This window comes from Sanguibacter suarezii NBRC 16159 (assembly GCF_001552735.1).
GTDB classification, from domain to species: Bacteria; Actinomycetota; Actinomycetes; order Actinomycetales; family Cellulomonadaceae; genus Sanguibacter; species Sanguibacter suarezii.
The window spans coordinates 20,642-34,993 of record NZ_BCRT01000007.1; the positions used below are offsets into that span (position 1 = coordinate 20,642).

Annotated in this window: 13 protein-coding genes; 9 read left to right on the plus strand and 4 right to left on the minus strand. The window is 70.4% G+C overall.

Annotated features, from left to right (window positions below; all coding sequences use genetic code 11):
- Nucleotides 1-14 precede the first annotated feature (14 nt).
- The 4 genes from SS2_RS03165 to SS2_RS03180 are packed head-to-tail and all read left to right on the plus strand — an operon-like array spanning nt 15 to nt 3,222.
- Complete coding sequence (locus SS2_RS03165) at nt 15-632, plus strand: DMSO/selenate family reductase complex B subunit (protein ID WP_066461008.1); 618 nt, start codon at nt 15-17, stop codon at nt 630-632.
- Nucleotide 633: 1 nt separating this feature from the next.
- Nucleotides 634-1,581: a dimethyl sulfoxide reductase anchor subunit family protein gene (locus tag SS2_RS03170; RefSeq protein ID WP_066461010.1), complete on the plus strand. Its 948-nt coding sequence runs from the start codon at nt 634-636 to the stop codon at nt 1,579-1,581.
- A 7-nt stretch (nt 1,582-1,588) separates the two neighbouring features.
- Nucleotides 1,589-2,254 carry a TorD/DmsD family molecular chaperone gene (locus SS2_RS03175; protein ID WP_066461013.1) on the plus strand — a complete coding sequence of 222 codons (666 nt, stop codon included), beginning with the start codon at nt 1,589-1,591 and terminating at the stop codon, nt 2,252-2,254.
- Entirely contained in the window at nt 2,251-3,222 is a 972-nt protein-coding gene (locus tag SS2_RS03180) for an NADH-quinone oxidoreductase subunit I (RefSeq protein WP_157607171.1), read from the plus strand. The genes SS2_RS03175 and SS2_RS03180 overlap by 4 nt, the downstream gene beginning before the upstream one ends.
- A 37-nt stretch (nt 3,223-3,259) precedes the next feature.
- Here SS2_RS03180 and SS2_RS03185 read toward each other — a convergent pair whose 3' ends face one another.
- Genes SS2_RS03185 through SS2_RS03200 form a run of 4 tightly spaced genes read right to left on the minus strand, consistent with a single transcriptional unit; the run spans nt 3,260 to nt 5,827 of the window.
- Nucleotides 3,260-3,895: a hypothetical protein gene (locus SS2_RS03185; RefSeq protein WP_066461016.1), complete on the minus strand. Its 636-nt coding sequence runs from the start codon at nt 3,893-3,895 to the stop codon at nt 3,260-3,262.
- Nucleotides 3,896-3,897: 2 nt separating this feature from the next.
- Nucleotides 3,898-4,896, minus strand: a complete 999-nt coding sequence (gene moaA, locus SS2_RS03190; RefSeq protein ID WP_066461017.1) for a GTP 3',8-cyclase MoaA — start codon at nt 4,894-4,896, stop codon at nt 3,898-3,900.
- On the minus strand, nt 4,893-5,321 hold the full coding sequence (locus SS2_RS03195; protein WP_066461018.1) for a molybdenum cofactor biosynthesis protein MoaE: 429 nt from the start codon (nt 5,319-5,321) through the stop codon (nt 4,893-4,895). The genes moaA and SS2_RS03195 overlap by 4 nt, the downstream gene beginning before the upstream one ends.
- Nucleotides 5,321-5,827, minus strand: a complete 507-nt coding sequence (locus SS2_RS03200) for a MogA/MoaB family molybdenum cofactor biosynthesis protein (protein WP_245643322.1) — start codon at nt 5,825-5,827, stop codon at nt 5,321-5,323. The genes SS2_RS03195 and SS2_RS03200 overlap by 1 nt, the downstream gene beginning before the upstream one ends.
- 161 nt (nt 5,828-5,988) lie before the next feature.
- Here SS2_RS03200 and SS2_RS03205 point away from each other — a divergent pair, with 161 nt between their 5' ends.
- The 5 genes from SS2_RS03205 to narI all read left to right on the plus strand — a co-directional run bounded on the left by SS2_RS03205 (nt 5,989) and on the right by narI (nt 14,341).
- On the plus strand, nt 5,989-7,296 hold the full coding sequence (locus SS2_RS03205; protein ID WP_066461020.1) for an MFS transporter: 1,308 nt from the start codon (nt 5,989-5,991) through the stop codon (nt 7,294-7,296).
- Nucleotides 7,297-7,378: 82 nt separating this feature from the next.
- The gene (locus tag SS2_RS03210) at nt 7,379-11,155 is read left to right on the plus strand and encodes a nitrate reductase subunit alpha (protein WP_066461022.1); all 3,777 of its coding nucleotides are present in this window, start codon (nt 7,379-7,381) and stop codon (nt 11,153-11,155) included.
- Nucleotides 11,155-12,843: a nitrate reductase subunit beta gene (narH, locus tag SS2_RS03215; RefSeq protein ID WP_066461026.1), complete on the plus strand. Its 1,689-nt coding sequence runs from the start codon at nt 11,155-11,157 to the stop codon at nt 12,841-12,843. The genes SS2_RS03210 and narH overlap by 1 nt, the downstream gene beginning before the upstream one ends.
- A gap of 65 nt (nt 12,844-12,908) precedes the next feature.
- Nucleotides 12,909-13,556 (plus strand): nitrate reductase molybdenum cofactor assembly chaperone, encoded by a 648-nt coding sequence (gene narJ / locus SS2_RS03220; protein WP_245643324.1) that lies wholly within the window; start codon nt 12,909-12,911, stop codon nt 13,554-13,556.
- 2 nt (nt 13,557-13,558) lie between these two features.
- Nucleotides 13,559-14,341, plus strand: a complete 783-nt coding sequence (gene narI / locus SS2_RS03225; protein WP_066461149.1) for a respiratory nitrate reductase subunit gamma — start codon at nt 13,559-13,561, stop codon at nt 14,339-14,341.
- Nucleotides 14,342-14,352: the final 11 nt, after the last annotated feature.

A 14,352-nucleotide genomic window follows, 5' to 3' on the forward strand; every position in this document is an offset into this window, starting at 1 on the left:
AAGACAGGATCATCATGACGACCAACCTCGGATTTCAGTTCGACCAGACCCTGTGCACCGGCTGCAAGGCCTGCTCGGTGGCGTGCAAGGACAAGCACGACCTGCCCGTCGGTGTCTCCTGGCGCCGTGTCGCGGAGTACACCGGCGGCACCTGGCAGCAGGACGGGGACACCTTCGTCCCCAACGTCTTCTCGTACTTCACGTCCATCTCCTGCAACCACTGCGAAGACCCGATTTGCGTGAAGGTGTGCCCCACGACGGCCATGCACGTGGGTGAGGACGGCATCGTCTCCATCGACGACGACAAGTGCGTGGGCTGCCGCTACTGCGAGTGGGCCTGCCCCTACTCGGCCCCGCAGTTCGACCCGAGCTCGGGCCACATGACCAAGTGCGACATGTGCGCGGACTACCGCGCCGAGGGAGAGGACCCTGCCTGCGTGGCGGCCTGCCCCTCCCGCGCCCTGGGCTGGGGACCGATCGACGAGCTGCGCGCCGAGCACGGCTCCCTCGCCGGCGTCGAGCCGCTGCCGGACCCGGCACTGACCCGCCCGCGCCTGGTGATCGTCCCCCACCGTGACGCCCAGCCGACCGGTCACGGGACGGGTGCGATCGTCAACCCTGAGGAGCTGTGAGATGAACGTCCACGAACTTCCGATGATCGCGTTCACGATCTTGGCGCAGATGAGCGTCGGTGCCTTCGTGGTGCTCGGCATCGTCCAGATCGTCGCCTCACGCCGCTTCGGCGCCCAGGCGATCGACAAGGTCACCGACCCGGCCCTGTACGCGATCGGCCCGGTCATGGTGCTCGGCCTCGTGGCCTCCACCTTCCACATGAACGACCCGATGAACACGCTCAACGTGCTGCGCCACTTCGACTCCTCCTGGCTCACCCGCGAGATCATCTTCGGTGCGGCCTTCGCCGGCCTCGGCTTCGTCTTCGCCGCGATGCAGTGGAAGAAGTGGGGCACCATCCGCCAGCGCCAGGCGATGGCGCTGCTCACCGCCGTCGTCGGGCTGGCGCTCGTGACGAGCATGTCGATGATCTACTACTCCCTCGTGACCGTCCCGGCGTGGAACACCATCGCGACCCCCGCGCAGTTCTTCACCACCACCTTCCTGCTGGGCGCGCTCGCCGTGGGCGCCGCGCTCATGGGCGCCGTGATGTGGCGGATCCGGATCGCCTCTCGCGGTGACGTGCCCGCCGACGTCGAGCACGACGTCGTCGACCCGGACTCCCGCAAGCTGCTCACCTCGACCCTCAAGGGCATCGGGATCGCGGCTGTGGTGCTGCTGGGCGTGGAGTTCCTCATCGTCACGCTGCACCTGTCTGACCTCGCCGGCGGCGGCGCCGAGGCGGGTCAGTCCGCGGCGGTGTTCTCCGGGGCGTGGTTCGTCGCCCGCCTCGTGCTCGTCTTCCTCGGGGCCGGGCTGCTGTCCGTCTTCGTCTTCCGTTATGCCAGCAGCAAGGCGGCCGCTCGGCCGCTGGCCATCCTGGCCACCAGCGCCTTCGCGCTGGTGCTCGTGGGCGAGGTCATCGGCCGGTCGCAGTTCTACGACTCGATGTTCCGGATCGGGATGTGAGCCGGTCATGACCACTCCCGCCGCTGTCACCGAGACCGCAGAGCTCGCCCACGACCTGGACCGCATGGCCGCGGCGTTCACCGCACTGTCCCGGGTGCTGCTCGCTCCTCCCGAGCAGGACGTCCTCGACCAGCTGCGCGACGCCGAGCTCCTCGCCCAGTGGCCCGGCCGGCCGTGCAACGAGAGCCGCAGCGGTGTTGCCGCACTCGTGGAGTCCGGGCGTGCGGGGGAGGACGCCCGCGACGTCCGGCGGGACTTCGCCCAGCTCTTCGTCGGTCCGGAGCGGATGACCGCGCCGCCCTACGAGTCGGTGCACCGCTCCCAGGACCGGCTGATCTTCGAGCAGGACACCTTCGTCGTGCGGGCCGCCTATGCCGAGTTCGGCCTCGCCGCCCCGCGCCTCAACCAGGAGCCCGACGACCACATCGGGTTGGAGATGGCCTTCGTCGCCGAGCTCTGCGTGCGCGGCCTGGACGCGCTCGACAGCGCCGACGACGCCGCCCTCACCCGGGTGCTCGCTGCGATCGCCCGCTTCCTGGACGAGCACCTGCTCGCCTGGGGCCCGCAGTGCCTCACCCTCATCACCACTGAAGCCACCACGAGCTTCTACCGCGGGATGGGCGAGCTCGGCCTGGGCCTGCTGTCCGACGCCGGGCGTACCTTCCAGCCGTGACCGGGTCGCTGCGCTCGGTGGCGCGTTGGGTCGCTCGTCAGGACGACGGCGTGATCCTCGAGCTGGTCTGCGCCGAGCACCCGGCTCCGGCGCTGGGGGACCCGGCACGCACCGTCGTGCGCGCGGCGACCTGCCTGGCCGAGGTCCCGGCGCACGAGATCCTCGAGCTGTTCACCGCCGGCGCGCAGACGGTGGTCGTGCGCCGTGACGAGTGCGCACAGCCGCACACCGCCAACGCCCTGCTCGACGCGGCTGCGCAGGTCCTCGCCTCGACCGGCGTCGACCGCCTGCACCTGTCCGGACCGGAGCAGACCGCACCCGAGCAGACCGGCGAGCGCCGGACGCTCCTGGGTCGCCGGCGCCCCCGCGCCCCGCGCCAGTCCCGCCGCGAGGTGCTCGACGCCGAGCGCATGCCCGTGCCCCGCCGCCAGGTCCTGGGCCTGGGGGCCGGGTCCGCCCGCGGCCTCGCGGACGAGTACGCCCCCGACGCTCAGCGGCTGACCACCGCGCTCGCCGCGCTGCTGCCCCCATCGGCCAGTCTCCCGGACCTGCTCAGCCCTGCGGTACAGCTGCGCGGCAAGGGCTGCACCGCCTGCGGGGTGTGCGTCCGTGCCTGCCCCGCGGATGCCCTCACCCTGCGTCACCTCGGCGGGTCCGGGGACGAGGCGAACGCAGCCCTGCTGATGACCACGCTGGTCCAGGACCCGACCCGCTGCGACGGGTGCCTGGCCTGCGTCCAGATCTGCCCCGAGGACGTGCTGACGGCGCAGGGGCGGTGGGGCTGGGACGCGGTCCTCGCGCGCGTCGCCACCCCCGCACCCGCGCCGGTGGCGTCGTTGTCGACCGCGCAGTGCCAGCGCTGCCGCACCCGCTTCCCGACGACGGGGGCCGGGACGCTGTGCCCGGTGTGCGCCTACCGGCGCGCGAACCCCTTCTCCTCGCGCCTGCCGGTCGACATCCGGCCCTGACCCACGGTCACCTCACCCACGGTCACCTCACCCACGGTCACCGCCGCCGCGTCCGGTCTCCCAGGACCGAGCGCTGGAAGTCGCGGCCTGTCTCCGTGGAGAGGATCGCCAGCGTCAGCCGCCCCACCAGGCGCCAGACGTTGGCCTCGCCCTCGCGCACCAGCCGCCCTGCCAGGTCCGGCAGCTCCGAGGAGAGCCGCTCGGTGATGAGGTCCTGCTGACCGGCGCGCAGCGCCTTGGCCTCCTCCACACGCCCATCCGTCCAGGCCTGCGCCTCCTCGCGGCACAGGGCCGCGACCGCACGGAGCCCGTCGACCAGGTGCGCGGACGGCGCGACGAGGGCGTCGTAGCCGATGCGCAGGTCAGCGAGGTCGTCGTGAGGATCGCGCCGCGCTGCGCCGCGCGAGTAGACCTCCAGGCTCATGAGCTCAGCGGTGAGCATGTGGGTGTCGTCCCCGAGCCAGCTCGAGCCCTCCCGCCACACCTGCACCAGCGCCCCGGACCGCAGCCGCTCCACGAGAGCAGCATCCGGTGGGGACAGGACCTCGGCCACGGCGTCCCAGGCGTGAGCGCGGTCGGTGGCGGTCTGGGAGACCTTGGCCAGGAAGGTGCTCGGCAGCGCGCCGAGCAGCCCGGCGCCCGCGGCGACAGCGCCACCGATCGGTTCGGTCACCCTCAGCCGCCGATCGCGCTCATCGGGCGGTCCGGCTGCTGGAAACCGTCGTCGTCGATCCCGTGACCGGCCTGCTTGCCGGCGATGCAGCGGCGCATGAGGTCGGCCACGTCGGCGTCGGTGGCATCCCCGCGCAGCAGCGGGAGCAGGTCGGACTCGGTCCGGGCGAAGAGGCAGCTACGGAGCTGGCCGTCGGCGGTCAGGCGCACCCGGTCGCAGGAGCCGCAGAACGGCGCGGTGACGGAGGCGATGACCCCGACCGTCGTCGGCCCGCCGTCGACCTGCCAGAGCTCGGCGGGGGAGGCGCCGCGCTGACCGACCGGGGTGAGGGTGAAGGCCTCGCTCAGGCGGTCGAGGATCTCCTCCCCGCGGACCATCTCGACCCGGGACCAGGTGTGGCCGGCGTCGAGCGGCATCTGCTCGATGAACCGCATCTGCGCCCCGCGGTCCGCAGCGAAGCGCACCAGGTCGACGAGCTCGTCGTCGTTGACCCCCCGCATCGCGACGGCGTTGATCTTCACCGGGTCGAGCCCGGCGGCCCGCGCGGCGTCGATCCCGGCGAGCACGTCGTCGAGCCGGTTGCGGCGGGTGAGGGCGAGGAACCGGTCCGGTCGCAGCGTGTCCAGGCTGACGTTGGCGCGGGCCAGCCCGGCGTCGGCCAGCTGGCCGGCGAGCTCGACCAGGCGCAGCCCGTTGGTCGTGATGGACACCTCGAGCGGGCCCTGCTCGCCCTCGATCTGCGTCATCCGGCGCACCACGTCGACCACGTCGCGGCGCAGCAACGGCTCGCCGCCGGTCAGACGCACCTCGGTGATGCCCAGCGCAGCGGCCACCCGTGCGACCCGTTCGAGCTCGTCGGTGGTGAGGATGTTGTCCTTGGACAGCCACTCCACGCCCTCGGCCGGCATGCAGTAGGTGCAGCGCAAGGAGCAGCGGTCGGTCAAGGAGATCCGCAGGTCGCGGTGCACCCGACCGAAGCGGTCGACGAGCTGCCCGGTCATGTCAGGCCCACCCAGGAGTGCGTCCCGTCCTCGGTGCTCTGCCGTTTCCAGACGGGCAGCTCGACCTTGACGGCCTCGACGAGGTCGCGGCAGGCCTCGAAGGCAGCGGCGCGGTGCGCGCTGGACACGCAGGCCACGAGGGCGAGGTCACCCACCGCGAGCAGGCCGACCCGGTGGCTCACGGAGATCCGCACCCCGGCGTCGGCGAACTTCTCGACGAAGCGGGTGGCGATGTCGGTGAGGATGCGCCCGGCGTCAGGATGGGCGCTGTACTCGAGGGTGATCACCTCACCGTTGGCCTCCGGGTCGTGGTCGCGGACCTGACCGATGAACGAGGCGACCGCCCCGGCGTCGGGGCTCGCGACCGCCTGCAGGTGCGCGTCCAGGGACAGGGGTTCTGCGCTGACCTGCGCCAGGAGGGCCATCAGTGGTCGCTCCCGTCGAGCTGGGCGAGCACATGCTCCACGAGCGGCAGCAGCACGTCGAGGCCTTGGTCGACCGCGGCCGGCGACCCGGGCAGGTTCACCACGAAGGCGCGGCCGTGGGGCCCGTCGGCGATCCCGGCCAGCCCGCGGGAGAGCACCGCGGCGGCGGTGTGCTCCGCGCCGGAGCGGCGCAGCGCCTCGGCCACGCCGGGCAGTTGCTGGGTCAGCAGGCCCGCGGTGCCCTCAGGCGTCGCATCCCGCGGCCCGACGCCGGTCCCGCCCGTGGTGAGCACCAGGCGCGCGTTGGACTCGAGCGCGGCGACCAGCGCCGCGCGGACCGGTCCCACGCCGTCGGGCACGACCGCGGTGGTCACGACGAAGCCCGCGTCAGCCAGGCGCTGGGCCGCGAGCGGCCCGGCGGTATCAGCCCGGGTGCCCGCAGCGCTGCGGTCGGAGACCGTGATCACGGAGGCCAGGGGGAGGGTGGAACGAGTAGCAGGCTGCACCTCATCAGCGTAGTCCAGCCTTCCTCAGCAGGCCCGGGACCCCTGGCCTGGTGGGTGGGGCTGCGGGTGTGCGTCCCGTTGCGAGGCCACCGCGGCGGGAGCAGACTCGAATGAGCGCGGCGCTTGCCTCAGCGTCTGCGCCTGACGCGGAGGACGCCTCGATGCCGACTGCGAAGAGCCTCGCCCCTGACCTGTCCAACTGGAACCCAGAGAACGAGGAGACGTGGGACTCCCGGCTGGCCTGGCGCACCCTGTGGATCACCACGTACTCGATGCTCCTGGGCTTCGCGACGTGGTACCTGGTCTCGGCGATCGCCCCGGAGCTCAACTCCATCGGCTACAACCTGTCCACCGGTCAGCTGTACTGGCTGGTGGCCATCCCCGGCCTGGCAGCAGGCATCTTCCGGCTGATCTTCATGTTCTTGCCGCCCATCCTCGGCACCCGCAACCTCGTGGCGCTGAGCTCGGCCTTGCTGCTGCTGCCCATGCTCGGCTGGACCATCGTGGTCCGCGACACCTCCACGCCCTACTGGGTGCTGCTCGCCCTGGCTTTCGCCGCCGGGATCGGTGGTGGCACCTTCTCCGGCTTCATGCCTTCGACGAGCTATTTCTTCCCTCGCCGCCTGTCCGGGACCGCGCTGGGCCTGCAGGCTGGGCTGGGTAACTTCGGCATCTCCCTCGTCCAGGTGCTCACGCCCTGGGTGGTGGGCTTCGGCCTCCTGGGCACGGCGAACCTCACCCCGCAGACCACCACCGACGGCGACCTCGTCTGGCTGCACAACGGCGGGCTGGTGCTCGTCCCGTGGGTGATCCTGGCGACCATCCTGGCCCTGGTGTTCTTGCGGCGGGTGCCCATCACCGCGAACTTCCGCCAGCAGATGGACATCTTCCGGCTCAAGCACACCTGGATCATGACGGCGATCTACCTCATGTCCTTCGGGATCTTCAGCGGCCTGGCCGCGCAGATGGGGCTGCTCATCAAGAACGTCTACGGAGGCTTCGAGGGCGCACCCAACCCCTTGGCCTTCGCCTTCATCGGACCGGCGCTCGGCGCCCTGGTCCGCGCGGGGTCCGGGCCGCTCTGCGACCGCTTCGGCGGGGCGATCTTCACGTTCATCGGCGGGGTGGGCATGGTCGCCGGGACGATCGTGACGCTGTTCTTCCTCACGCCGTCGAGCGTGGGGGAGTTCTGGGGCTTCCTCACCGGGATGCTCATCATCTTCTTCTTCTCCGGCTTCGCCAACGCCGGCACCTTCAAGCAGATGCCGATGATCTTCCCCGCCCGCCAAGCCGGTGGTGCCATCGGCTGGACCGCCGCCATCGCGGCCTTCGGCCCGTTCATCGTGGGCGTCACGCTGTCGATCATCGCCCCGACGTCCTTCTTCATCATCTGCCTGGTGTGGTGCCTCTTCTGCACCTGGCTGGCCTGGTACTACTACGCCCGCCCGGGCGCGGAGGCGCCCAGCTGACAGATCCACGACGGTCGTCGACCGTCCCCTGAACCCCGTGACCCGACGTCGCGGCGCTCCCCACGATCGCCCAAGGAGTTCGATGTCCACCCAGACCCAGCACGAGAACGACGCTGCGACCGACGGTCCCGTCGCCGACTCGCTCCTGAAGCTCGGACGGTTCTTGCGCCGTGGAGAGGTCTCCCAGGACCTGCGGTCGCTGTACCTGGAGGGCGGCAGGACCGGTGACTCCTTCTACCGTGACCGCTGGTCCCACGACAAGGTGGTGCGCTCCACCCACGGGGTCAACTGCACCGGGTCCTGCTCATGGAAGGTGTACGTCAAGGACGGCATCATCACATGGGAGACCCAGCAGACCGACTACCCGAGCGTGGGCCCGGACTCCCCGGAGTACGAGCCGCGCGGGTGCCCGCGCGGGGCAGCCTTCAGCTGGTACACCTACTCACCCACCCGGGTGCGCTACCCCTATGTCCGCGGCACCCTGCTCACCTCCTACCGGGAGGCGAAGGCGCGTCTGGGTGACCCCGTGCTCGCCTGGGCGGAGGTGACCGGCAACCCGGAGACCGCTCGCTCCTACAAGAAGTCCCGCGGCAAGGGCGGTCTGGTCCGGGCCACCTGGGAGGAGGCGGCGGAGATCGTCGCCGCGGCGCACGTGCACACGATCAAGACCTACGGTCCGGACAGGATCGCCGGCTTCTCCCCGATCCCGGCCATGTCGATGGTCTCCCACGGCGCCGGTGCCCGGTTCATCAACATGCTCGGCGGCACCATGCTGTCCTTCTACGACTGGTACGCCGACCTCCCGGTGGCCAGCCCGCAGGTGTTCGGCGACCAGACCGACGTCCCCGAGTCCGCGGACTGGTGGAACTCCTCCTACCTCATGATGTGGGGCTCCAACGTCCCGGTCACCCGCACCCCCGACGCCCACTTCATGACCGAGGCCCGCTACCGCGGTCAGAAGGTCATCACTGTCTCGCCGGACTATGCCGACAACACGAAGTTCGCCGACGAGTGGCTCGCCGCCCACCCCGGGACCGACGGCGCGCTGGCCATGGCCATGGGCCACGTCATCCTCAAGGAGTTCTACGTCGACCGGCGCACACCGCGCTTCGAGAGCTACCTGAAGTCCTACGCCGACGCCCCCTTCCTCATCAGCCTCGACCAGCGCGGGGACGCCTGGGTGCCCGGCAAGTTCCTCACCGCAGCCGACCTCACCGCGGACGAGCTCGCCGCGACCGGCCCCGCCGGAGGCGACTCCGCCGAGGCCAACCCCGCCTTCAAGACCGTCCTGCTCGACCAGAGCGGCCACCCCCGGGTACCCAACGGTTCCCTGGGACACCGGTTCGGCCCCGCCGACGAGGGCCGGTGGAACCTCGACCTCGGTGACATCGACCCGGTCCTGTCCATCAGCGACGGCCCCACCTGGGACGGGGCGACCGCACAGGTCGACCTGCCCCGCTTCGACGTGACTCCCGGCGCGGGCGCGGAGCAGACCGGTGGCACCGGCGTCGTGCACCGGGGGGTGCCGGTGGCCCGCGTGGCGGGCCGGCTGGTGACCACCGTCTTCGACCTGCTGCTCGCTCAGTACGGGGTGGGCCGCCCCGGCCTGCCCGGGCAGTGGGCCACCGGCTACGACGACGCCACCTCCCCGGGCACCCCCGCCTGGCAGGAGGAGATCACCTCCGTCCCGGCGGCCAAGGCCGAGCGGATCGGGCGGGAGTTCGCCGAGAACGCCGAGCAGTCCGGCGGACGCTCGATGATCCTCATGGGCGCGGGCACCAACCACTGGTTCCACTCCGACACCATCTACCGCACCTTCCTCGCCCTCACCACGATGACCGGCTGCCAGGGCGTCAACGGTGGTGGCTGGGCGCACTACGTCGGTCAGGAGAAGGTCCGCCCGGTCACCGGGTACAACCAGTACGCCGGCGGCGCCGACTGGGTCCGCCCCAACCGCGCCATGATCGGCACGGCCTTCTGGTACCTGGCCACCGACCAGTGGCGCTACGACGGTCTGCCCGCCGACCAGCTCGCCTCCCCGCTCGCCCGGGGGATGTTCGCCGGGCGCACCACCGCCGACTGCCTCGTGGAGTCGGCCAAGCGCGGCTGGATGCCCAGCTACCCGACCTTCGACCGCAGCTCCCTCGACCTCGTCGACGACGCGGTCGCGGCCGGGGTGGACCCGGCCCAGTACGTCGTGGACTCCCTCCAGGACGGGTCGTTGCGGTACGCCTGCGAGGACCCCGACGCACCCCAGAACTTCCCCCGGGTGCTCAACGTGTGGCGGGCCAACATCCTGGGCTCCTCCGGCAAGGGCAACGAGTACTTCCTCAAGCACCTGCTGGGCACCGACTCCGCGGTGCGTGCCCCGCAGGCCGAGGGCGACCGCCGCCCGCGGACCATGACGTGGCGCGAGGACGCCCCCGAGGGCAAGCTCGACCTCCTGGTGACCACCGACTTCCGGATGACGAGCACCACGCTCTTCTCCGACGTCGTCCTCCCGGCCGCCACCTGGTACGAGAAGTACGACCTCTCCTCCACGGACATGCACCCCTTCATCCACTCCTTCAACCCGGCGATCAAGCCGCCGTGGCAGACCAAGACGGACTTCGACGTCTTCCACGTCATCGCCGGGAAGGTCTCGGAGATGGCCGTGGAGCACCTGGGCGTGCGCAAGGACCTCATCGCCGCACCGCTCATGCACGACACCCCCGACGCGATGGCCACCCCGCACGGCACCGTCACCGACCTCCCGCTGGTCCCGGGGGTGACGATGCCCAAGCTCATCGTCGTCGAGCGCGACTACCCGGCGCTCGCGGCCCGGATGGCGGCCCTGGGGCCGCTGACCGCCAAGCTCGGCATGGCCACCAAGGGCGTCGCCTTCGACCCGACGCCGGAGGTCGCCCTGCTCGCCCAGGTCAACGGGACCGTCGCGACCGGCCCGACGGCGGGGCTACCGCGCCTGGACACCGACATCAGGGCCTGCGAGATGATCCTGGCGCTGTCCGGCACCACCAACGGGAGGCTGTCCGTCCAGGGGTTCCGCGGGCTGGAGAAGCGGACCGGCCAGGAGATCGCGAGCCTGGCCACCGACCACGAAGGTGTCCGGCTCACCTTCCCGGACGTCCAGTCCCGACCGATGTCTGTCATCACCTCCCCGGAGTGGTCCGGCTCCGAGCACGGCGGCCGGCGCTACACGGCCTTCACCATCAACGTCGAGCACCTCAAGCCCTGGCACACCCTCACCGGCCGGATGCACTTCTTCCTCGATCACGACTGGATGAGCGAGCTCGGGGAGAACATGCCGATCTACCGGCCGCCCCTGGACCTGCACCGGCTCTTCGGCGACTCCGTGGTCGGGTCCATGCAGGCCACCGGCGCTCGAGGGTCGGACGGGTACGCGGAGGTCGCGGTCCGCTACCTCACCCCGCACTCCAAGTGGTCCATCCACTCCGAGTACCAGGACAACCTGTTCATGCTCTCGCTGTCACGGGGCGGCCCCACCATCTGGCTGAGCCCGCAGGACGCCGACAAGGTGGGCGTGCGGGACAACGAGTGGATCGAGTCCTACAACCGCAACGGCGTCGTGGTGGCCCGAGCGATCGTCTCGCACCGCATGCCGGAGGGGACGGTGTACATGTACCACGCCAAGGACCGGGTGGTCGATGTCCCTCGCACCGAGACGTCTGGGCTGCGAGGAGGGATCCACAACTCCCTCACCCGCGTGCTGCTCAAGCCCAGCCACCTCATCGGCGGCTACGCCCAGCTGGCATTTGCTTTCAACTACCTCGGACCGACCGGGAACCAACGAGACGAAGTCACCGTGATCCGGCGCCGCAGCCAGGAGGTCGAATACTGATGAAGGTCATGGCGCAGATGTCGATGATCATGAATCTCGACAAGTGCATCGGGTGCCACACCTGCTCGGTCACGTGCAAGCAGGCGTGGACCAACCGCAGCGGCGTGGAGTACGTGTGGTTCAACAACGTGGAGACCCGCCCCGGTGTGGGCTACCCCCGCGGCTACGAGGACCAGGACAAGTGGGGCGGGGGGTGGGTGCGCAACAAGCGCGGCCGGCTCAAGCTGCGCAGCGGTGGTCGCTTCGCCAAGCTTGCGACCATCTTCTCCAACCCCAAGCTGCCTGAGATCCACGACTACTACGAGCCGTGGACCTACGACTACGACATGCTGCTCAACGCCCCAGCCGGGGAGCACACCCCGGTCGCGCGGCCCAAGAGCCTGCTGACCGGCAACGACATGAAGATCGGGTGGTCGGCCAACTGGGACGACAACCTGGGCGGGTCCACGGAGACCATCCAGGAGGACCCGGTCCTGCAGCATATGAGCGAGCACGTGGCCATGGAGTTCGAGAAGACCTTCATGTTCTACCTGCCGCGCATCTGCGAGCACTGTCTCAACCCCTCCTGCGTGGCCTCCTGCCCGTCGGGGGCGATGTACAAGCGGGTCGAGGACGGCATCGTCCTCGTGGACCAGGACGCCTGCCGGGGCTGGCGGATGTGCGTCTCGGGGTGCCCCTACAAGAAGGTCTACTTCAACCACAAGACCGGCAAGGCCGAGAAGTGCACCATGTGCTACCCGCGACTGGAGGTCGGCCTGCCGACCGTCTGCTCGGAGACCTGCGTGGGTCGCCTGCGGTACCTCGGGCTCGTGCTCTACGACGCCGACCAGGTCGCCGAGGCGGCGACGGTCGAGGACGAGACGGCGCTGCTGGAGTCCCAGCGGCAGGTCTTCCTCGACCCGCACGACCCGGCCGTTGTCGCAGCCGCCCGGTCCGAGGGCATCCCTGACGACTGGATCGACGCCGCGCAGCGCAGCCCGATCTGGCGGCTCATCCAGGACTACCGGGTGGCGCTGCCGCTCCACCCGGAGTACCGCACCATGCCGATGGTCTGGTACATCCCGCCGCTGTCGCCGGTGGTCGACGTCGTGGCCAACTCCGGTAACGACGGCGAGGACGCACAGACCCTCTTCGCGGCGATCGAGAAGCTGCGCATCCCCATCGAGTACCTCGCCGGGCTGTTCACCGCCGGTGACGTGGCCCCAGTCGACGCCGTGCTGCGGCGGCTGGCGGCGATGCGCTCCTACATGCGAGGCATCAACCTCAACGGCGATGCGGGCCGGGACGAGTCCATCGCGACGGCGGTCGGCATGACCGGCGCCGAGGTGGAGGAGATGTACCGGCTGCTGGCGATCGCCAAGTATGAGGACCGCTACGTCATCCCGTCGGCCCACGCCGAGCAGGCGGCCGAGCTGGAAGAGCTCGCCTGCTCCCTCGACTACGAGGACGGTCCGGGCATGGGTGGGGCGGGCCCCTTCGGGTCCTCGAGCGGTCCTTCGGTCCCCGTCGCCGTGGAGAACTTCCACGTGCTCGCCGACCGCCAGACCGCGGACCGGCCCTCCACCCCCGGACGGGTCAACCTGCTCAACTGGGACGGCAAGGGCAACGCGAGCGGGCTGTTCCCGCCCGCACCCACCGAGAAGTCCGACCCCGAGCGGGACGCCTCGTCCCCGGGCGGGGGGCAGTGATGGCCAGGCGCCCGCCTCCGCACATCGCGGTCAGCTCGATGCCTGCCCCGGTCAGGCCCGTCGCCATGACCGAGGACCAGCGGGCGCTGACCCACATGGCCACCTCGCTCCTGCTCGACTACCCCGACACGGGTTTCCACGCCCGCGCCGGACAGGTCGCCGCCGTCCTGCCCTCCTTGCCCGGCCCCGTCCGCACGGCGCTGGAGACCTTCCTCGCCACCGTGGCGGGGCTGGACGCGCAAGACTTCGAGAAGTCTTACGTGGGCACCTTCGACCTCAAGCGCAAGTGCTGCATGTACCTCAGCTACTACGCCACGGGTGACACCCGCCGGCGCGGTCAGGCGCTGGTGTCCTTCAAGGAGGCCTACCGGGCGGCCGGCTGGGAGTTCGACGCCGACGAGCTGCCGGACTACCTGCCAGCGGTGCTGGAGTTCTCCGCAGTGAGCGACTCCCCGGTCGCCGGGCAGCTGCTCGCCTCGCACCGCGAGGGCATCGAGGTGCTGCGCGCCGCCCTGCTCGCCATGTCGAGCCCGTACGCCGGTGTCATCGAGGTGGTCTGCATGTCCTTGCCGCCCATCACCGACGCCACCCGGGACCGCTACCTCGCCCTGGTCAACGACGGGCCGCCGACCGAGACGGTCGGGCTGACCTTCCTCGGCGAGCTCCAACCCTTCGCCTCCGGCGGAGCCGCAGCGCAGGAGGCGCGACGATGATGATGGCCGTGGCTGGTACCGAGACGGTGACTCCGCTCAGCATCCTGCTCTGGGTCGCGCTGCCCTACGCGGCGGCGGCGGTGTTCGTCGTCGGGCACGTGTGGCGGTACCGGTACGACAAGTTCGGCTGGACCACCCGCTCGAGCCAGGTCTACGAGAACCGGCTGCTGCGGCTGGGGTCGCCGATGTTCCACATCGGGATCCTGCTGGTGCTGATCGGTCACGTGGTGGGGTTGTTCATCCCACGGGACTGGCTGTACTCGATCGGTGTCAGCGAGCACGCCTACCACCTGGGCGCGACGTGGATCGGGTCCTTCGCCGCGATCTTGACCATCGTGGGTCTCATCATCCTCATCTACCGGCGGCGGACCGTGGGGCCGGTGTTCCTGGCCACCACGCCGATGGACAAGGTCATGTACGTCGCGCTTGGAGGGACCATCGCCTTCGGTGCGGCGGCGACCTTCATGCTGCAGGTCTTCGGTTCAGGCTACGAGTACCGCGGGACCATCTCGCCCTGGGTGCGCAGCCTGTTCACCCTGCAGCCCAAGCCCGAGCTCATGGCCGACGTCCCGCTGATGTTCCAGATCCACGTCCTGTTCGGGACGGCCCTGTTCATGCTGTGGCCCTTCACCCGGCTGGTGCACGTCTTCTCCGCACCGGTCGGCTACCTCGTGCGCCCCTACATCGTCTACCGCTCGCGTGACGAGCAGCGGGGCACCCGGACCAAGCGGCGTGGCTGGGAAGAGGTCAAGCCGCCCGACCCGGAGAAGCTGCGCCGGCTGTAACCCGCCCCTCC